The sequence below is a fragment of the Undibacterium sp. Dicai25W genome (assembly GCF_049340505.1).
GTDB classification, from domain to species: domain Bacteria; phylum Pseudomonadota; class Gammaproteobacteria; order Burkholderiales; family Burkholderiaceae_D; genus Undibacterium; species Undibacterium jejuense.
The window spans coordinates 213,771-234,889 of the sequence record NZ_JBMPOQ010000006.1 but is presented as its reverse complement, the minus strand read 5'-3'; the positions used below and the strand labels follow the sequence as shown (position 1 = coordinate 234,889).

Genomic DNA, 21,119 nt, shown 5'->3' with positions numbered 1-21,119 from the left:
GAAGCATCATTCACATTCGAGCCAGCGGTGCCAAGAAGTATCCTTGCCCAAAAATAATGCGTTCGTTAATTAACCAGTCTTTGATTTTTGCAGACTCTACATTTTGTGCAATCACCTTCACATCAAGAGCATTTGCCAACAAAATCACAGAACGAAGGTGCAACTGTGCTTGTTCACTTTCAAGCGCTGCATCGACGAGGCCACTATCGAGTTTAATGTAGTTAGGTACAACTTTACGCAAAAGGTCAAGTGAATCGGGCGCTAGCCCAAAATGATCGAAGCCTACAAGAACTCCGTAGCTTCTCAGTAAAGCAATAAAACTCATTGTGGAGGGCATATTTTTCCCGCAACCGAACTCACTTAACTCAAATGACAATCGAGAACCTGCATCCTGAGAGCTAACAAGTTTCTCGCCCAACCATTCGCGGAATGACTCACTCTCAATAGACTGGGCAGAGACGTTCACCGCAACATTTGCCTCCATATATCCGAGGCTATTCATCTGATCTATCACAAGACTTATGACCGCCTTGTCAATATCAGTCATGAGCTGATGACGCATCGCCATAGGCAAGAACAAAGCTGCGGAAATAAAATTCCCTTGTTGATCAATGAGCCGAGAAAAAATTTCATGCTGAAAAATATCTTGAGCTGTGAGATTAAAAACGGGTTGGGTAAATAATGCCCACCGTTTTTCACTTAAGGCGCTTTGTATCAGTGCCCGCCAACCTGATGAACCTTCTGCGATCTTATTTTCATCAGCAAGATTGAAATTAATCGCAACGTTACGCCCATTCTGCCTTGCAGTTTCCAGAGCGAGATCAACTTTTGCAAATAATTCGCCCCTGGTTTGTCCTGCAGAAAAGTGAACGCAACCAAGGTTGAAAGATAAATTTTTGGCCGAAAAATGTTCAATAAAACCAATCAACTTGCGCTGTAGTGCCTTGAATTCTGAATCTATCACATTGGACAAAACATCGAAGCCCACAAATCCAAACGCCGTACCGCCAATTCGCCCAGAAATACCAATCTGAAGTTCAGAACAACTTAGAGCAATTTTAATCACATCAGCCAACAGTTGATCACCCTCTTGATACCCATGTTCGTGATTAAATTCTTTGAGCCCATCAAACTCAAGAACTATAAGATAACCAGAACTAAAACCCCCATCTTCTTGCAGCAAGGCATTCAAACGCAAGTCAAACGCTTTGCGATTGTCAAGACCAGTTACTTTATCGGTATAAGCCTCAGCGCGAAATGCTTCGGCCTTAGAGGTTTCCGCACTCAGCATCTCTGAAATCTTACTCGACATGGAGTTCATTGCAGACACAACACGACGAAATTCCCGGGAATTGGGGAGTTCTAAAATTTGATTAAATCGCTTATTTTGAATATCAAGCGCGGTATGCTCAATCAATGACAATGGCCGCAGAATGATTTTCAACAGCCACATCGTCAGAAAAAACACCAAGGAATACATTAACAGCATCAACCCCGCTTGTTGTTTAAACGAATCCCACAGAAATTGATAAGCAAACGTCGGTTGATTGACCACGACAATTTTTCCTAATTGCCGCCATCCCTCAGAAATAAAGGCTTCTCCGGGCGGAGTTTGTAGTGGTAGCAAAGAGGAAAAGGGCAAAGGGACATTGTCAACCTTCAGCGGCAATTCTTTGGAAACCAGCTTTTTTCCGTACACATCAAACAGGATAATCTTTTGATAGTAGCCACGGTCGAATACTGAACTTAATTGTACTTCAGCGAGCACAAGATCGTTTCTCGACAACGACGTCGCCAAATCATGTGACAAACTACCCGCTGTATCTTGAGCATGAGATGACAATTGTTGTTGCAAGAAATCGCGGGTTGCCATCACTGATAGCATCTGCAGTCCGGCAAAGACCAATAACACGATGAAGGAAATCGCTATCAATAACTGTCTTCTTAAACTCATTGTTATTTACCAGACCTTATGATTAACAGATTAAACCGGATAGTTGTCATCACAAAGCGAAATTGATAACAAAACTCGTATCTAGACATAAATGAAGACTATTGCTCGAATTTCGCAATTGACTTGAAAGACATATAGCATAGTCAAACTAATTCATTATTAATTTCTGCAACTCGATCTGGCAATCGAGGGCATTGAATGACCAAAGCAATTGATTGTTCTTTGTTTTCAATACCCTACCATAGGATAATTATTTACTACAACCCCAATTGCGGCCAGAGCTCATCGACCTTGCCTTTGATATCCTGGCTCATCACGATCGTTGTACCCCACTCCCTATCTGTCTCACCCGGCCACTTATTGGTGGCATCGATCCCCATTTTGCTACCCAGACCACTGACGGGTGAGGCAAAGTCGAGATAATCGATGGGAGTATTGTCTACCAAGGTTGTGTCCCGACTGGGGTCGACACGTGTGGTAATCGCCCAGATGACTTCTTTCCAGTCGCGAATATTCACATCCTCGTCCACCACAATAATGAACTTGGTATACATAAATTGACGTAAAAAACTCCAGACGCCGAACATTACGCGCTTTGCATGACCAGCGTAGGATTTTTTCATCTGCACTACAGCCATCCGATAACTACAACCTTCCGGCGGTAAGTAAAAATCGGTAATTTCACTAAACTGTTTTTGCAAAAGCGGGATAAACACTTCATTCAGTGCTACGCCCAATACCGCCGGTTCATCGGGTGGTTTTCCGGTATACGTCGAATGATAAATCGGATCACGACGCATGGTGATGCGATCTATCGTAAATACCGGGAACCAGTCTTGCTCATTATAGTAACCAGTATGATCACCATACGGTCCTTCCAGTGCGTGCTCATAACCACTTGGATGCGATTCATCGGGGTAGATATGCCCTTCGAGCACGATTTCAGCGGATGCTGGCACGCGGAGCTCGCTGCCAATCGCTTTAACCAATTCCGTGCGGCTACCGCGCAATAAGCCCGCGAACTGGTATTCAGACAAGCTGTCAGGGACCGGCGTCACTGCTCCTAATATAGTAGCGGGATCAGCACCCAAAGCTACCGCAATTGGATACGGCTTACCTTTATTGACGATACAGTGCTCACGGAAATCCAACGCGCCTCCGCGATGCGCGAGCCAACGCATAATTACTTTATTTCGCCCTAATACTTGTTGGCGGTAGATGCCCAAATTCTGGCGCTTTTTATTAGGACCTTTGGTAATCACCAACCCCCAGGTAATCAATGGTGCGACATCGCCAGGCCAACAGTGTTGAATCGGCAAACGCGATAAATCAACATCGTTACCCTCCCAAACAATTTCCTGGCATTTGGCACCACGTAATTCCTTAGGGGCCATGTCCCACACGGCTTTTACGAGGCTGCCCATTCCAAGAATGTCTTTAAAACCTTTCGGTGGTTCTGGTTCTTTTAAGGCAGATAACAGGTGGCCGATTTGGCGTAATTCACTCACATTATCTGCTCCCATACCGAGTGCGACACGACGTGGTGTACCAAATAAATTTGCCAGAACCGGAATACTATGTCCGGTCGGTTTATTGAACAAAAGTGCAGGACCTTCAGCGCGCAAAGTTCGGTCACAAATCTCCGTCATCTCTAAATTAGGAGAAATTTGAATATCTACTTGTTTTAACTCATTTATTTCTTGCAATTGAGAAATAAAATCCCTCAAATCGGAATATTTAATCATTTTTCGCTTTTTTGTATGTCTGAACTAGTTGGTCAAGCTTATTTAGCCAAGTACTTGATTTTATTGGTTTTTGCTGCATTGCAGCGCAATTCTTTAGATTCAAAAGTTATTAAACGTTGATTTGATAGTATTGACTTGATATAAAACCACCCCTACAATTCGCCCAACTTGATGAAGAGATCTAGACGTTTGCCACTTTACACGCAAAGTCTACCTCGCCAATAACGGTAACATCATTCACGGGGGTCGGGCCCCACATGACATTGTAAGGATTGTTTTCAAAAGGCGTCTGCCTTATCCCGAAATAAAGTTATTTATCGCTGGATGCTCCAGTACCAAGTGTGACGAACTTAAACAGATAAATAGCTCCGGCGTCTTCAGATCGCAAATGCGACGAGGGCGATGTTTCTGATTCGTGAAGTAGTTTTATGCAACTGCTCGAAGTTGAGCTTTTGCACCGCGATGATTCAGGGGGTTACATGATTCAACGTTTTATTTTAGCTGTACAACAAGGTGGACTTTCCACCGAAGAAAAGCGTGCTGCGTTCAATGCAGTCGCACGTGATACAAGTAGTGGTTTCATCACCATCATCCGCCACTTAATGACAATTTCAGGTATCACCGCTATCGTCTTGCTGGCGACAATGTTTATCAAACCTGAGTTAGCTGATAAATTTAAGAATTTATCTCCATTTACGACACCAGAACAACTGGTCGAAGCAGAGGTTCCACCACCAAGCCTTGCAATGCTCATGGAAGCGCCTGGTAAGGCTGCCGCAGGTAACGCCCTGCACAATGCAGCATATACCGAAGAAGATGCAAAATTACTGGGCAGCGAGCGCCAGCAAAAATGGGTAACGAATTGGCTTTCCAAACGCTACCGCGTCGCTACAGATGCAACTAACATGCTGGTATCAGCCGCCTATTTGACTGCCAAGGACATCAAATTGGATCCGCTGCTGATTTTATCCGTGATGGCGATCGAATCAGGCTTAAATCCGTTCGCGGAAAGCCCAGTAGGTGCGCAAGGATTGATGCAAGTCATGTCCAAGGTACATCAGGAAAAATTCGACGAAATGGGAGGCGTTAAAGCCGCCTTAAATCCGGTTGCCAATATCAAAGTTGGAGCATTAATATTAAAAGACTACGTCTCACGTGCGGGCTCAGTCGAAGCGGGCTTAAAGATGTATGTGGGCGCAGGTGCTTTTGACAATGACTCTGGCTATGGATCTAGAGTAATGACAGAGTACAAACGCTTAAAAGACGTTTCTGCCGGTAAAAATGTTCCTACGGTATTCACCAATACCAGCCCTGCTCCGGTCGCTCGCCAGACAGAAGCTACGCATACAGTAAAAGAAGATGCGAACGAAGCGAAGGCGAAAACAGATTCTAAGGATCAAGTAGCAGCTTTATAATTTGACGTCACAAATTAAGCTTCAATTAAAAAACTGCCCGCACATCAAAATACGGGCAGTTTTTTTTCGCCTTAAGCAGGTTGCGCAAGAAATTTTCTCAACCGCACAATCGCTTCTTGTAGATTCTCCATCGAATTGGCGTACGACAATCGCACATAGGAGCTTGCCGTTGCTGGCCCAAAATCGAGACCAGGAACGATAACCACACCAGCGTCATTAAGCACTTGTTTAGCAAAGGTATCAGCATCGTTGGTGAATCGCGAACAATCCGCATATACATAAAAAGCACCATCTGGCATGACTGGAACACCGAAGCCCAGTTCACGCAGTGCCGGCACGATATAATCGCGGCGACGTTTAAACTCCGCCTTTCTTTTTTCATAGATAGTCAATGCTTCTGGGCTAAAACAAGCTAGCGCGGCATGTTGCGCAATAGATGATGGACAAATAAACAAATTCTGCGATAACTTTTCCAACTCAGGCACAATACGCTCAGGTACAACGAGCCAACCTAAGCGCCAGCCTGTCATATTAAAGTACTTGCTAAAACTATTAATGATTACCACATCATCATCCAGAGAAAGCGCAGAAAAAGGCGGAGCATCATACGACAACCCCTGGTAAATTTCGTCGACAATCGTAAAGCCCCCGCGCTCTTTGACGCTGGCGATAATTTTTACCAACTCGCCAACCGCTATCGAAGTACCGGTAGGATTCGATGGCGAAGCTAGCAAGACACCCGCAGTATCGGAGGTCCAATGTTCACGTACCATTTGATCGGAAAGTTGGAAGCGGTGCTCTGGACCACTCGCGACCAGTTTGGCCTTACCTTCAAATGCGGCAACAAAATGACGGTTACATGGGTAGCAAGGATCTGGCATGAGTACTTCGCGTCCTGCCTCTACCAGCGCCGCGCAAGCCAACAATAAGGCAGCCGATGCGCCTGCGGTCACAATGATGCGCGAAGCGGGAACATTTAAACCAAATTTTTCGGCATAATGGTTAGAAATTGCCTCACGCAATGCCGGCACACCAAGTGCTGACGTATATTGCAAACGACCATCAGCCATCGCCTTCGCAGCAGCGTCGATCACGATTTGTGGTGCTGTAAAATCAGGTTCGCCGATACCCATATGTATCAAGTGGCGACCTTGTGACTCCAGCGCAGCAGCCATCTTCATGAGCTCCATTACATGAAAAGGAGCGATATGAGCCAACCGAGACGCGAGATTATTTTCCATATTTACCTGCCAAAGACGTAAGTCAACAACTATTCTGTCGTAAAAAAACCGCCTGATTTCCTATATAGAAAAAGGCGGTTAAATTATGTTCATTCATCTGCACTTATTTTGCAGCAACCTCATTCGGGCGTAACTTTACAGCTAACTTATCCAACACGCCATTGACGTATTTATGACCATCGATACCACCAAATGACTTGGTTAATTCAACGGCTTCATTAATTACAACGCGGTAAGGAATCTCGATATGATTTTTTAACTCATATGTGCCGATCAACAAAGCGGCGTGTTCAATCGGTGACAGCTCTTTAATACCGCGATCAATCAGAGGCGCAAACTCTTCACGCAATTCGATGGAGTGATTGATAGCGCCATGCAACAGCGCGTCAAAATGTTCACGGTCAGCCTTATCGAAACCGTGTGCCTGACGGATATGGGCGTCAATCACACCGGAATCTTCATTATTGAGCAGCCATTGATACAGGCCTTGCAGCGCAAACTCACGAGCACGGTGGCGCGGAGAGCGGCTTTTACTAGGATTGGCGTGTTGCGTTTTATTATTCATATTCTTCTCTTACTTGATTTTGCTTTTTTGTGCTGTTGATGGCCTGAAATACAATGACCCCAGGCACACTTTGTTTCTTAATATCTTGAAGTTAAGCCTGAACTGGTCGTGGCTTACCTTCAACTGTGCCTAATCAGGCGTCGTAGTCGACGTCTTCGGTTGCTTCTGCTAACTCTTCGAGAGCCAATGTCAGATTCGCCATCTCAACCGCTACGCGAGCTGCATCTGCACCTTTTTCTTGCATACGGACTTCAGCTTGCTCGTCGTTTTCTGTAGTCAATATCGCATTTGCAATCGGAATGCCTGCATCCAGGCCGACGCGGGTGATGCCAGCGCCAGATTCGTTGGAGACCAATTCAAAGTGATAAGTTTCACCACGGATTACAGCCCCCAAAGCGATAAGCGCATCAAACTGATTGGTTTCAGCCATTTTTTGCAGTGCCAATGGAACTTCCAGAGCACCTGGCACAGTGACGTGCAGAATATCTTCATTCAACACGCCAAGACGTGACAATTCTGCCAAGCAGGAAGACAACAGGCCATTACCTACTGTTTCGTTAAAACGGGCTTGTACGATACCGACGCGTACGCCCGCGCCATCCAGATTTGATTCATAGTGTCCAACTGTCATGATATTCCCTCTTGCGCCAAGGCGCTCCGTCAATTCTAAAATATTCAATATTATTTGATGCTAGAAATTTTTAAAGCTTAAAAAATTCTCAGCATTTTTCACGCGATGTATTCATCACACTGCATTCCTGCTACTGCACAACAACTTACTTTAAGCTTTATTCTGCGCAGGGTTTATCCAGGTAGCCAACAACCTCGAGGTTAAAACCAGTCATGGACGGCATCTTTCGTGGATTTGCCAGAAGTTTCATTTTACCAACGCCTACGTCTTTCAATATCTGCGCACCGATACCGTAATTGCGTAAATCCATACTTGCAGCACGACCAACAGGGCGTGTTTCCGGTGCATTCAGCGCTTTAAACTGATCAAACATTTGCTCCGCAGTTTCCTCGCAATTCAATAAAACGATAACGCCCGAATCGGCTGCCTGTACCGCTTTCATTGCGGCAGCAACGTTCCATGAATGCGTCGTTGCCTTACTTTCCAGCAAATCCAGGATCGATACCGGTTGATGTACGCGAACCAAGGCTTCTTTTTCGGGCGTAATGTTTCCGTGCACCAAGGCCAAATGCGCAGAGCCACTAGGTTTATCACGATAAACAACTGCCTTAAAGCTACCATGCACGGTATGCATATCGCGCTCCGCAACGCGGTCTACGATACTCTCGGTTTGGCTACGATAGTGAATTAAATCGGCAATCGTGCCAATTTTTAAGTTATGTTCTTTGGCGAACTCAAGCAAGTCTGGCAAACGTGCCATCGTGCCGTCATCCTTCATAATTTCGCAAATCACGGATGCAGGCGTCAGACCAGCCAACTCCGCCAAATCACAACCAGCTTCAGTATGCCCTGCACGCATCAGAACGCCACCTTTTTGCGCTTTCAATGGAAACACATGACCTGGTTGAACGATATCGTTAGCAGTTGACTTTTTGCTGACCGCAACCTGCACTGTATGCGCACGGTCCGCCGCTGAAATACCGGTCGTAACACCTTCAGCTGCTTCAATAGAGACCGTAAAATTAGTGCCGTACGAAGTGCCATTACGGGTTGTCATCATTGCCAGATTCAACTCGTCGCAACGCTCTTCTGTCAAAGTCAGGCAAATCAGGCCACGGCCAAATTTTGCCATAAAGTTAATGGCTTCCGGTGTTACAAATTCTGCCGCCATAATCAGATCGCCTTCGTTTTCGCGATCTTCTTCGTCAACCAGGATGACCATGCGGCCAGCACGCAATTCTGCGACGATTTCTAGGGTATTAGACATGCTCATAGGGGGTATCCTGAAGGGTTGGGCTCCGGCGCTTAGCGCGAGCACCACCAACTGCATTTGAATGAAGCCGCTATTTTAAAGGATTTCGCCCTACACTTCCCGTGCTTTCTGCGGTTTTGAAGCGTTTTTACTAGATTTGGATCACACCACGTCCAATTTCTTGCACCTTACCACCGACTTTAATGGTCATATCTTCAAGTATATCCAGATAGAGGTGACTTGGTCTTTGCATTTGCCCACCCTGACTTATGTGCAAACTCGCAGGGACATTTCGCTTTTGCGCGATCCACCAACCACCGAGGTTGGCACATGCAGATCCAGTGGCAGGATCTTCACCTACGCCACCACCCGGACGCGCAAAAAAATAACGAGCCTTTACTTGAACTCGAGTTGCATTTGCCCGCCGAATCTGATCAAACGTAAAAAGATAGACGGTCTTACGACCCAGACTATTTTTTGGCCAACCATCAAGCAAAGCACTATTCAACTTAGCACGGTAAAGTGCGTCCTCATCCACCAATGGGACAAGCAATTGATCAGACCCAGTGTTGACCCACAGCGGCTCGCCGGAAAAATCCTTCATATCCAACCCGAGAATACGTGCAATTTCTGCACTATCTGTCTCACAAGCAGATACTTTTGGCGCTTGTGGAGCTGCAAAAGTCCACACATTTTCATGTAACTGCAAGGGCACGATGCCAGCCTTACATTCCAGCGTGAGGTGCGCCGGGGCTTTGTACAATTCCTGCACCAACTGAGCCGTACCTAAGCTTGGATGTCCTGCAAATGCCATTTCTGTATCTGGCGTAAAGATCCGCATTCTTGCAGTCGCCTTATCGGATGGCAAAATAAAACAAGTTTCAGACAAATTAAATTGTAAAGCCAAGGCCTGCATTTCGGCATCCGACAATCCATCAGCATGCTCAAAAACACATAAAGGGTTACCGCCAAAAGTAGACTCTGCGAAGACATTAAAAATACGAAAAGGATAAGATCTCATAGGACAATAAAATTTAAGAACCCACTACAAGTATTACGACTATTTCAGAATATCGCGAGGTATTGTTTTGACCTCTGCCTTTGCCTATTCAGAGGCAAAGCCATCCAAGGCATTTTGATCAAAACGGCTCCATTTCGATAAGTTTTTTCAATAAGATTTGATGTCGATTACCGACCTTCCCTGTATATCATGCATCAGTGCTAAATTAAATAAAAGCGCAATATTTTCTGTGAGTTTGAACGCAGAGCAGCGAGGCTGTAGCGCGGCGTGTCGGCTAAAACGCGCAAGTAAAGCTGTTTAACACAATGTGATTCTCTATTTCTTACGAGCATTTCAACAGGGGTAGAAACAGGGGCAGACACAATAAGCAGGGTAACATCTTGCAAAGACAGCAGATCATGCGTACGCTTAGAAAACGAAATTACTAACAATTCTGTCATGTCCCCCTGTTCGATGACATGATTAAAAACAGCAAAACGTTACGTGAATTTAAAGACGCGTAACCGGCACAGCACAAACGAAGCCAACTCAGAACAAAGCACACGCATTTTTCATCAATATCAACATACAATTGCCCCATGCCAGAACAAACTCTTAGTCCACGCCACATTCTGACAGCTAGTATCGTTATTCTTTTGTGGGGTATGAATTTCGTTGTCATCAAGATCGGGCTCAAGGGCATACCACCTTTTTTGCTGGGCGCATTGCGATTTGCAATGGTCGCTATTCCTTCGATATTTTTTATACCCAGACCCAAAGTACCCCTACGCCTTTTTATTGCCTACGCAATGACCATCAGTCTTGGGCAGTTCGCATTTTTGTTTTCAGCCATGGCGGTTGGCATGCCAGCCGGACTCGCATCGTTAGTACTGCAAGCACAGGCTTTTTTTACCGTCGGTTTCTCAGCCTTGGTTTTTGGTGAAAAATTTCGGGTAAGTAATCTCATCGGCATGCTCACGGCCAGCCTTGGACTAATTTTACTTGGCAGCGCTAGCATCAATGGCGGCGTAAGTCAGGTCACCCTCGCTGGGTTTGGATTAACAATTTGCGCCGCAGCGTCGTGGGCAACAGGGAACGTGATCAATAAAAAAATAGGTCAAACTGCCGTACTGAGTCTGGTTTCATGGAGCGCCCTGATTCCAATTATTCCATTCTTTCTTCTCTCAATTTGCTTTGAAGGAATGGATGCCATAAAACATAGCCTGATCAACATGAGCATATCCTCCGGACTAACGATCGTTTATCTGGCATTTGCTGCAACCTTGATTGGATATACCCTATGGGGGAAATTATTGTCTTCTTTGCCGACGCATACGGTAGCTCCTTTGACTTTGCTTGTACCGGTTGTTGGATTAACTGCGGCATGGATTCTTCTGGGTGAAGCGTTAAAACCACTGCAAATTATCGGTGCCATTGTGGTGATGTGCGGATTATTGATCAATGTTTTCGGTCAAAAAATTTTTCAGAAGCTGCGTTTAAGCCTCGCATGAAACTTGTCCCACACAACCAAAACACGATGCAATAGAAGAGATTGATCTAGAATTAAATGAATAATTAAACGAATATTTAAACGAATAACATCAACAAAACCACATAAAAAAACGAGAAAAAATCCAACGACCAAAGAGGGATATTGCATGCAAGCCATCAGTTTAAGTCACGATACAGGCAGTACTGAACAACCTTTGATTGAACGAACTCTGGGACAGTTTTTTGATGAAATGGTGACGCGCTTTCCGGACCAGCCAGCACTGGTCTCATGTCACGAAAATATTCGCTGGAATTACCAAGAACTACAAACCGAATCAAATCGCCTCGCAAGCGCTTTGCTAGAACTAGGGTTACAGGTCGGAGACCGGCTCGCCATTTGGTCTAACAATAATTCGCAATGGTTGCTGACCCAAATTGCCACTGCAAAGATTGGCGTAATACTGGTCAATATTAATCCGGCGTATCGGGTGTCAGAATTGGAATATGCGCTCAACAAAGTCGGCTGCAAAGCACTCATCAGCATGTGCGAATTCAAAGGCAGCGATTACCTTGGAATGATCTCTGAACTCGCGCCAGAATTAAACCAATGCCCGCCGGCACAATTAAACTCGTCCAAATTGCCACAGCTTAAAATCGCTATCCATCTGGGCGAACATCAAGTTGCAGGTATGCTGCGCTTCACCGATGTCATGGCGCTTGGACGTGCTGACGATCAGCGTATTACAAGCACAGAACAAGCTCTGCATCAGAACGATGCTATCAATATCCAATTTACCAGCGGTACAACGGGCTTTCCCAAAGGCGCTACACTCACTCACCGCAATATCCTTAACAACGGCTTTTTTGTTGGTGAGGCGATGCACCTGAGTGCTGCAGACCGCTTGTGCATTCCTGTTCCTTTGTACCATTGTTTTGGAATGGTGCTGGGCAATTTCGCGTGCCTGACGCACGGCGCTTGCATCGTCTATCCAAATGCCTCATTCGATCCACTGCTAGTGCTTGAGGCAGTACAGAACGAAAAATGTACTGGCTTACACGGTGTGCCGACGATGTTTATTGCTGAACTTGACCATCCTCGCTTTGCTGAATTTGATTTAACCAGCTTACGTACCGGAATCATGGCGGGATCGCCCTGCCCGATTGAAATCATGAAGCGCGTCGTCAAGGACATGCACATCAGTGAAATCACCATTGCCTATGGCATGACAGAAACGAGCCCGGTCAGTTGTCAGAGCAATACCCAAACCTCATTAGAAAAACGTGTTTCTACCGTTGGTCAGGTGCAACCGCATCTGCAAGTGAAAATTGTCGATCCTAATTCTGGCGAGACAGTCTCACGTGGAGAAACGGGTGAACTTTGCACCTTAGGATATTCCGTAATGAAAGGCTATTGGGGCGATGTCGAAAAAACTGCTGAGGCCATTGATACCGAAGGCTGGATGCATACAGGCGATCTGGCGACAATGGATAGCGAGGGCTATGTCAATATCGTCGGCCGTATCAAAGACATGGTGATTCGTGGCGGCGAAAACGTCTACCCACGTGAGATTGAAGAATTTTTATACCGACACCCCAAAATTCAGGACGTACAAGTCATCGGCGTACCCGATCAAAAGTACGGTGAAGAATTGTGTGCCCTGATTATCATTCGACCGGGTGAACAATTGGCAGAGCAAGAAATAAGGGACTTTTGCAAAGGTCAGATTGCCCATTACAAAGTGCCGCGTTATCTGCGTTTCGTCAGTGAATTTCCGATGACGATAACTGGCAAAGTGCAAAAATTTAAAATGCGGGAAATGATGCGCGAATTGCTGAATTTAAAGGAAAGCAAAACAGCATAAGTCTGCGTTTTCGTAGGGTGGGTGCAACCCGCGATGTGATTACAATTGCAATTACACCAGCTTAGCGGGTTGCACCAGACCCTACCGACCGACATACACAATACTACTGATTGTTTTCACAAGGGACCACATTTTCCCAGGCCATAGAAAAGGCGCCGGGATGGATCTTGGCGCAAATGTGGCCACCTTGCTGCATGCTGTCATACAACTCACGAGAAACTTTGAATGAGGTATCTCCGGGATACTCCGCATCAGAGCTACTTACATCAAGATAATTTGCCGCACCCTTCCCCGTCGTCATATGTTTACCGATCACAGTTAAACGATAGCTGGTAGATTCTTTGTGGTCCAGTTCAGCATTGAGCAAAACAGAAACACCGCCCGCATAGACGACTAATGGCGGCAGGATAGCAAAAATACCTGCCCACGTGATTTTAGCTCCGCGTGAAAAATTAATCACGAAGAGTGTCAGCAAGATGCCGCAGACCAATGCCAACACCAAAGGCTTTTGCCAATGCAAAGGCAAACTCGCCAGACCTGGGCGAATACCTAGCAATACAGGATAAAAAGCAACCGAGGAAAACATCAATAACGGCTGCAAATTCAGCTTACGCAACAAACTCGCTTTATCTAACTCGATGATCGTGAAATGCCTGGAGTACGCAAGTAGACCAATACATATTAAAGGGCCCGCCATCAGGCAAATGATCAGGATGCTCTTAGACGCAGGCATAAAGAACAGCAGTATGATCACGGCAAAATAACTATACGTCACTACATTGAGCATCTGGCGCCAACATTTTATTCTGGCAGTACGCTCTTCCGGAGTAGCGCCCAGACTGACGTCTTGTTCAATTTCTTTAGCGGCTGCCAGCTCGTCAATTTCATCCAGATTACGGAGGCCGTTGAGCCATTCGATGAACTGTGCATCATCCACATACTGTCTGGATACCGTGATCTTTTTTTGTTCAGGGCGATGCGGCAGCAAATCAATCATCGTCGCATTTTTAACTATCCGACGCCGGTAACCTAGAATCTCATGCCGATATAGTGAACGACTGCTAAACAGATTAGCCTGCTCAATTTTATCCTCATACAAAACCAGTTTCGTGCTAAGCACAAAGATTGGCAATAACAAGCCTAGCAATAAAAAAAACAGCCCAAAAGGTATGAGCGACTCAGCACCACCAAACGCTGTTGTGAGCAGCATCGCACTGAGAAAACAAAAGAAGAGTCCAAAGCCCGTAATCAGCAATCGTTGCCACACAGGTGTGCGATATGTTTTAGGGTAAAGGAAATGGTTCATAGCTTTGTCAGAATGAGGCAAGCAAAAAGTTAAGCACAGACCCAACATTTATAGGATGGGCGCAACCCGCCAAATTCATTGTCGCCGTCATTCATGAAAAAGAGCGGATCGCACCCGCCCTACGCGGTAAGCCAAAACCATCACGGGATAAAATTCACAACCCCGTTTTTTCAGCGATAAATGCCTTCATTTTCGTCACATCTGTCGACATCACTGTAAATCGCTGCGGCAAAGATTCGATGTTTTCAAAACCCACCGGACGCTCAGCATCACGTCCCAGCGCTTCTTTGATTGTCTCGTTAAACTTGGCTGGCAAAGCAGTTTCCAGCACGATCATAGGCACACCTGGTTCAGTGTGTTCTAACGCGACTTTAATACCATCTGCGGTGTGTGTATCAATTGTGATGCCATAATTTTTTTCCACTGCGCGTATAGTTTGCAGACGATCTACATGCACGGATTTTCCAGATACAAAACCGAATTGTGCGATTTTTTGAAATTCGTCACCGTCGCTACCCGGCTGACCAGATAAGTCAAATCCGCCTTGGGTTTCCACTTTGTTGAAAAGCGCTTTGACGCGAGCAGCGTCACCGCCCAATAAATCAAACACAAAACGTTCAAAATTAGAGGCTTTTGAAATATCCATCGATGGGCTGGTGGTATGCCAGGTTTCTGCCGATTTGCGCACGCGATAAATGCCGGTGCGGAAAAATTCATCAAGCACGTCATTTTCATTGGTTGCCACGACCAATTTTGCAATCGGCAACCCCATCATGCGCGCGATGTGGCCTGCACAAATATTTCCAAAATTGCCGGATGGAACAGTGAATGACACTTTTTGGTTATTACTTGTCGTTGCGCTCAGATAGCCGCGGAAATAGTAGACAACCTGCGCCACAACACGAGCCCAGTTGATGGAATTGACTGTGCCAATTTTTTGTTGCTGTTTATATCCCAAATCATTCGAGACGGCCTTGACCATATCCTGACAATCGTCAAAGACGCCTTCGACTGCGATATTAAAAATATTCGGGTCTTGCAAACTAAACATTTGCGCTGTTTGAAATGCGCTCATTTTTTTGTGCGGAGAGAGCATGAAAACGCGGATACCTTTTTTGCCACGCATCGCGTATTCAGCGGCGCTGCCGGTATCGCCGGAAGTCGCACCGAAAATATTTAACTCAGCATTGTTTTTTGCCAAGGTATATTCAAACAAATTGCCCAACAATTGCATCGCCATGTCTTTAAATGCCAGCGTTGGGCCATTTGATAAAGCCTGCAATAGCAAACTTCTTTGCTCTGATGACTCTAACACGCGCAAAGGTGTTATCTGTGCAGCATCCTCGCCAGTTCGAGCATTGCAATACACGACTGAGGTATAGGTCTTATCAGTAATTGCTTTTAAATCGACGGCAGGAATATCGGTCGCAAATTTACTCAACACTGCAAAAGCCAGATCAGCATAAGACAATTTACGCCAAGTATTGAGTTCATCAGCGCTGACCTGCGGGTACTCGCAAGGAAGATACAAGCCACCATCCGGCGCCAGCCCACCTAACAGGATTTCAGAAAAAGTTTGTTCTGCGGCATGCCCGCGAGTAGAAGCGTATTGCATAAAATGACAGAAAAAGTTTGAGTAGTTAGACGAATAATCTTTCCATTATATCGCCCTTAACAGCCTCAAACCAACGCTAATTCGGTGAAAACCCAGAAATTTATGAGTTTCGTTCGGCAATCAGGTATTACAACTACATATACACAACAGTAGCGGATTGTAGTGAGATCCTTTACCCTACGACCGAATCTATCGTCATCGAACAGACTCATCTGCCTGAGCCGCATTATCATCGCACACAGAGCGACCCCGATCTGACAAACTCAACAGCAGACGATCGTCATCCTGATGCAATAACACCCATCCCAAGCCACGCTGTCCATCGATTTCTGCGTCACCAAGATATGCCAAACAGCGCATCAGCGTGCTCATTCTGATCTTGAGACGTTTAGCAATACTCAGCGCTGATTGTGGTCGTGAATGGTGATGCAATTCAGTTACGACCATATCAGCAAGCTTTAGCATAGCCAGTTCTGCCTCATCCGGATTGCTTGTCATTGCAATTTCCATCTTTTAAGCCGGACACTCTTCAATATGCGCACTGAGCATGACAGGAATCGATTTGGACGTTGGTGTTCTTGCATTATCTGCAAAACTGGACAATGGCACCAAGCCATTCGTTTCAGGAAAATACGCAGCCAGACACCCAAGAGGAATATTGTACTCAACCAGCATAAAACGCTTTGCCTCACGCCTAGTCCCGTCTTCTGCGAGACTGACTAAGTCTACCCAGTCACCGGCTTGCATAGACAACTGTGCGATATCTTCTTTATTGATAAACAATACTCTGCGCTCACCAAATACGCCGCGATAACGATCATTTAATCCATACACGGTCGTATTGTACTGGTCATGAGAACGTATCGTCGCCAAATTAAAGACTGGTGCGACTTGAGTCTGGCGTGCCTTGTGTATCGGCAAATCGCGTGGTACCTGATATGCATAAAAATTTGCTTTACCAGTCGCCGTGACCCAGATTCGTTCACTTGCTGTATTACGCAAATGAAAGCCACCCGGCACTTTGACACGCTGATTAAAATCAGAAAAATCAATAAATACTTCAGCAATTTTTTCGCGGATTTTATCGTAATTAGCAACTAAACCCATCCAGTCAGTTTTTGATTTTTGCTTTAAGGTCGCATGCGCCAAGCGGGCGACTATCATCGGTTCTGACAAAAGATGCGGCGATGCTGGCGGATTAATCCCAGAAGAGAGATGCACCATGCTCATAGAGTCTTCAACGCTCACTGCTTGTGGCCCGCTGGCTTGAACATCAATTTCAGTCCGCCCAAGACAAGGCAAAATTAACGCATCGCGACCACAAATCAGATGACTGCGGTTTAATTTCGTCGTGACATGAACGGTTAATGCACATTGTTTTAAAGCGCGATGGGTTAATTCTGTATCTGGCGTAGCGGTAGCAAAATTCCCACCCATGGCAAAGAAGACTTTGCTTTTGTCAACGAGCATTGCTTCAATCGCACCAACCGTATCATAGCCATGTTCGGCAGGTGGCACAAAATCAAATACCTCGCCCAGGCGTTTCAAAAAGCTGGCGCTTGGTTTTTCATTAATCCCCATGGTACGATCACCCTGAACGTTGCTATGTCCACGTACCGGACATGGGCCCGCACCAGGTCGACCAATATTTCCGCGCAACAGCAACAAATTAACGATCATCCGTATCGTGGCAACAGAATGCTTGTGCTGTGTAATACCCATACCCCAACAGGCAATCACACTCTTTGCCGACATATAGGTATTTGCCACGGCCTGTAGTTGGGTTTTACTCAAACCGGATTCGGTCGTGATCGCATCCCAAGATTCGGCCTCAACATCTGCAGCAAAAGCATCGAAGTGCGATGTATGTTCATCGATAAATGCCGCGTCAATGATGCGCGGCAGGCCGTTACGAAGCGCAGCACTATCAGCCTCCATTACAGCTTTAATAATTCCTTTGACAGCGGCAAGATCACCACCAATTTTCAATTGCACGTAATCAGAAGAAATGGAGGTCGCTTGCCCGCTCAACATTTCCCCCATTGCTTGCGGATCCTGAAATTTCTCCAGGCCGCGCTCACGCAATGGATTAAACGACACGATTGCCGCTCCGCGTTTTGATGCGGCTCGCAATTCACCCAGCATGCGTGGATGATTCGTCCCTGGATTTTGTCCAAAGATAAAAATCGCGTCAGTTTTTTGAAAATCGCTTAACAGTACGGTGCCCTTACCTATACCAATCGCCTCACGCATCGCAAAACCCGATGGTTCATGGCACATATTCGAACAGTCAGGGAAATTATTGGTGCCAAATTCGCGCACAAATAGCTGGTATAAAAACGCCGCTTCATTACTGGTCCGACCGGAAGTATAAAAAATCGCGTCATTGGGTGACGGCAAGGTATTCAAATGTTCCGCGATCAAATCAAACGCAGCATCCCAGGCAATTGGCTTATATTTATCGCTGGCTTTGTCGTACTGGAGCGGATGTGTCAGGCGCCCCTGAGCCTCCAACCAATGGTCAGATTTTTCGCTTAGTTGTTGTACCGTGTAATCAGAAAAAAATTCAGGTGTGGCCCGACGAGCGGTAGATTCAGCGGCGACTGCTTTAGCGCCATTCTCACAAAATTCAAAGGTCGACGTATGGTCAGCATCCGGCCACGCACATCCAGGGCAATCGAAACCATCGGGCTGGTTTGCAGACAATAAAGTTCGAGCACCTTTTCCAGGTATTCCTTGCTCAAATATTTGTTGTGCAACACTTTTTAGAGCCCCCCAGCCACCTGCAGGACGATCATAAACCTGAATTACCTTTTTACTCATTACTTCTCCTGCTATTTTTAATGCATTACACCATCAGTGACGATCAAAACGGCGAGAGGCGTTATTGGTTTGAAATACGTCCTTCATTCCCAATTTCAGCCTACCCGCCGCTTTTGTATTATTTCTACCTTTATTTTGTTTCTATTCGTTGCTAGGCAGCGATTTATTTAAACAAAACTTGCGCCTTTTGGAACGTAAGCCAAATACCTATCAACATTGGAATACCCACACCCGCCCACGATAAACTCAATAGAACCGGACTACTTGAAAAAGCTGATTGTGCGCTACCAACTTTAATCTGCGATACAGATTCTTGCGTACGGACCAATTGACGCTCAGCAGCCAATTCTGACTCACTCATAAATTTATCACTCGCCACAGGTTTGACCAATAAATTACAAATAAATCCCAGCAATAACATACCAGCAAGAATATACATCGTCACATCATAAGCTTGCGCTTTGGCGACGCCATGCGCAATTTGGTATTCGCGAATATAGGTAATAAGCAAGGGCCCCAATACGCCGGCTGTAGCCCAGGCCGTCAATAAGCGCCCATGGATGGCACCCACCATTTGCGAACCAAACATATCTGCCAGATAGGCAGGAACAGTCGCGAAACCACCGCCATACATTGACAAAATAATGCAGAAAGAAAGAACAAACAACGCGAGATGACCAGCTTTACCAACACTAGGAATCGCAGCATACAAAGCGAAACCGAGTACGAAGAAAATAAAGTATGTCGCTTTTCGTCCCAGGTAATCGGAGCATGAAGCCCAAAAAAAGCGCCCACCAATATTAAATAATGACAAAAGACCAGTAAAGCCAGCAGCAATTGTAGCAACCTGCGCTTTTTGTTCCGTGCTTAAATCATTAAAAGCAAGATCGACCCCTAACAGCTTCCCGGCAAAAATTTCTTGTAACAGTGGCGAAGCCATACCAAGAATACCGATACCAGCAGAAACGTTCAGACACAACACGCCCCAAATGAGCCAAAACTGCGGAGTCTTCCATGCGGTCGCAAGATCAACATGACGTGAGGAGATCATTGCATTTTTTGACTTAGCAACTGGCGGAATCCATCCTGCAGGAACCCATCCAGCAGGCGGCACACGATAAGCAAAAGCACCGGCCATCATAAACACGAAGTACACGGCGGCCATACACAAAAACGTTTGCCAGACACCGACCGAACTTGGCGTTGCGAACATTCGCATCAAATAGTCTGCCATTGGTGCACCGACCATCGCGCCACCGCCGAAACCCATGATTGCCATACCTGTCGCCATACCACGACGATCTGGGAACCATTTAATCAGCGTCGACACTGGTGAGATATAACCCAACCCCAAGCCAATACCACCAATGACACCGGAACCTAGCCACATCAGCCACATCTGGTGAATATAAACACCATATGCTGAAAGCACCAATCCTCCACACCAGCAAAGTGCAGAAACCACTCCGGCTTTTCGCGGTCCAGCATGTTCAAGCCATTTGCCGAACAAGGCTGCAGAACTACCCAGAAAAACAAAGAACAGGGTGTAGATCCACGTCAGAGAAGAAATCTTCCAATCGCAATTATTCGCAAACAGCTCCTCTAACAAGCCCATTTCTTTTGGACATGCGAGCGGGTTCTTGATTCCAATCGCCCTTGACAGCGGCAACCAAAAAACTGAAAAGCCATATGCCATACCAATGCACAAATGAATTGCCAGGGCTGCCGGTGGCACTAGCCACCGGTTGAAATGATTGCTCGCTATGGTGCGCTCTTTCGACAACAAACTATACTGAGACATGCGTACTGCCCTTTAAAATAAATCAGGGCCTCTCACAATAGTTTCAACCGTCTTTTGAAATACCGATTGAAACAATTGCAGACAAGCCCTGGAGGTCACTAAGATTTAAAACCAATTACCACTGCAAAATAAACTAAAAGAAAAACTAATTTATCTTATCTGCAAGATGCAAAAAAATTACACATAAACACTAACAAAGAATAACTTTCTATTGTGTAAGTATTATTTACAAATTGCAACAATTGAAACAACGAAATATGTTCATTAAGCAACAAAAATGAGGGATTTGGCTTCTTTTTTAGTAAGCAAATGTTTCAAGGAGAAAGTTAATCGCTGGAGTTGACTACTAAAATAACAAAGAAAAAGCGAAAAACTATGGCTCTGTCGAGCACATCGAGAATTTAAAAATTAAATGGAA

Annotated in this window: 15 protein-coding genes; 3 read left to right on the top strand and 12 right to left on the bottom strand. The window is 45.6% G+C overall.

Translation table 11 applies throughout. From position 1 onward, the window contains the following. Positions 1 to 10 precede the first annotated feature (10 nt). Positions 11 to 1,873: a bifunctional diguanylate cyclase/phosphodiesterase gene (locus ACO0KY_RS09770; RefSeq protein ID WP_423045622.1), complete on the bottom strand. Its 1,863-nt coding sequence runs from the start codon at positions 1,871 to 1,873 to the stop codon at positions 11 to 13. Positions 1,874 to 2,211: 338 nt separating this feature from the next. Continuing rightward, the gene (ubiD, locus tag ACO0KY_RS09765; protein WP_186910885.1) at positions 2,212 to 3,696 is read right to left on the bottom strand and encodes a 4-hydroxy-3-polyprenylbenzoate decarboxylase; all 1,485 of its coding nucleotides are present in this window, start codon (positions 3,694 to 3,696) and stop codon (positions 2,212 to 2,214) included. Between the two features lie 431 nt (positions 3,697 to 4,127). Here ubiD and ACO0KY_RS09760 point away from each other — a divergent pair, with 431 nt between their 5' ends. Beyond that, positions 4,128 to 5,114 (top strand): transglycosylase SLT domain-containing protein, encoded by a 987-nt coding sequence (locus ACO0KY_RS09760; protein WP_390312379.1) that lies wholly within the window; start codon positions 4,128 to 4,130, stop codon positions 5,112 to 5,114. 71 nt (positions 5,115 to 5,185) lie between these two features. On the opposite strand, the gene ACO0KY_RS09755 is transcribed toward ACO0KY_RS09760, so the two are convergent. The 5 genes from ACO0KY_RS09755 to ACO0KY_RS09735 form a co-directional block, all read right to left on the bottom strand. Next, the gene (locus ACO0KY_RS09755; RefSeq protein ID WP_423045619.1) at positions 5,186 to 6,355 is read right to left on the bottom strand and encodes a pyridoxal phosphate-dependent aminotransferase; all 1,170 of its coding nucleotides are present in this window, start codon (positions 6,353 to 6,355) and stop codon (positions 5,186 to 5,188) included. 103 nt (positions 6,356 to 6,458) lie between these two features. Continuing rightward, the gene (nusB, locus tag ACO0KY_RS09750) at positions 6,459 to 6,920 is read right to left on the bottom strand and encodes a transcription antitermination factor NusB (protein WP_186910763.1); all 462 of its coding nucleotides are present in this window, start codon (positions 6,918 to 6,920) and stop codon (positions 6,459 to 6,461) included. Between the two features lie 133 nt (positions 6,921 to 7,053). After that, entirely contained in the window at positions 7,054 to 7,551 is a 498-nt protein-coding gene (gene ribH, locus ACO0KY_RS09745) for a 6,7-dimethyl-8-ribityllumazine synthase (RefSeq protein ID WP_423045617.1), read from the bottom strand. A gap of 157 nt (positions 7,552 to 7,708) precedes the next feature. Continuing rightward, positions 7,709 to 8,824 carry a bifunctional 3,4-dihydroxy-2-butanone-4-phosphate synthase/GTP cyclohydrolase II gene (ribBA, locus tag ACO0KY_RS09740; protein WP_186910761.1) on the bottom strand — a complete coding sequence of 372 codons (1,116 nt, stop codon included), beginning with the start codon at positions 8,822 to 8,824 and terminating at the stop codon, positions 7,709 to 7,711. Between the two features lie 130 nt (positions 8,825 to 8,954). Then, complete coding sequence (locus ACO0KY_RS09735; protein ID WP_423045614.1) at positions 8,955 to 9,824, bottom strand: PhzF family phenazine biosynthesis protein; 870 nt, start codon at positions 9,822 to 9,824, stop codon at positions 8,955 to 8,957. Positions 9,825 to 10,402: 578 nt separating this feature from the next. Here ACO0KY_RS09735 and ACO0KY_RS09730 point away from each other — a divergent pair. Together ACO0KY_RS09730 and ACO0KY_RS09725 are read left to right on the top strand one after the other, a co-directional pair. Then, positions 10,403 to 11,314 (top strand): EamA family transporter, encoded by a 912-nt coding sequence (locus ACO0KY_RS09730; protein ID WP_186910759.1) that lies wholly within the window; start codon positions 10,403 to 10,405, stop codon positions 11,312 to 11,314. A gap of 147 nt (positions 11,315 to 11,461) precedes the next feature. Beyond that, positions 11,462 to 13,156 carry an AMP-binding protein gene (locus tag ACO0KY_RS09725; RefSeq protein ID WP_423045612.1) on the top strand — a complete coding sequence of 565 codons (1,695 nt, stop codon included), beginning with the start codon at positions 11,462 to 11,464 and terminating at the stop codon, positions 13,154 to 13,156. A gap of 103 nt (positions 13,157 to 13,259) precedes the next feature. Here ACO0KY_RS09725 and ACO0KY_RS09720 read toward each other — a convergent pair whose 3' ends face one another. From ACO0KY_RS09720 to ACO0KY_RS09700, 5 genes are all read right to left on the bottom strand, one after another. Next, complete coding sequence (locus tag ACO0KY_RS09720) at positions 13,260 to 14,462, bottom strand: hypothetical protein (protein ID WP_423045610.1); 1,203 nt, start codon at positions 14,460 to 14,462, stop codon at positions 13,260 to 13,262. 154 nt (positions 14,463 to 14,616) lie between these two features. Further along, a complete protein-coding gene (thrC, locus tag ACO0KY_RS09715; RefSeq protein ID WP_423045608.1) occupies positions 14,617 to 16,077 on the bottom strand; it encodes a threonine synthase in 1,461 nt (486 codons plus the stop codon). A gap of 195 nt (positions 16,078 to 16,272) precedes the next feature. Continuing rightward, positions 16,273 to 16,575: a hypothetical protein gene (locus ACO0KY_RS09710; RefSeq protein WP_186910755.1), complete on the bottom strand. Its 303-nt coding sequence runs from the start codon at positions 16,573 to 16,575 to the stop codon at positions 16,273 to 16,275. A 15-nt stretch (positions 16,576 to 16,590) separates the two neighbouring features. Continuing rightward, complete coding sequence (locus ACO0KY_RS09705; protein WP_423045605.1) at positions 16,591 to 18,900, bottom strand: FdhF/YdeP family oxidoreductase; 2,310 nt, start codon at positions 18,898 to 18,900, stop codon at positions 16,591 to 16,593. Positions 18,901 to 19,063: 163 nt separating this feature from the next. After that, positions 19,064 to 20,701 (bottom strand): OFA family MFS transporter, encoded by a 1,638-nt coding sequence (locus tag ACO0KY_RS09700; protein WP_423045603.1) that lies wholly within the window; start codon positions 20,699 to 20,701, stop codon positions 19,064 to 19,066. Between the last annotated feature and the right edge of the window lie 418 nt (positions 20,702 to 21,119).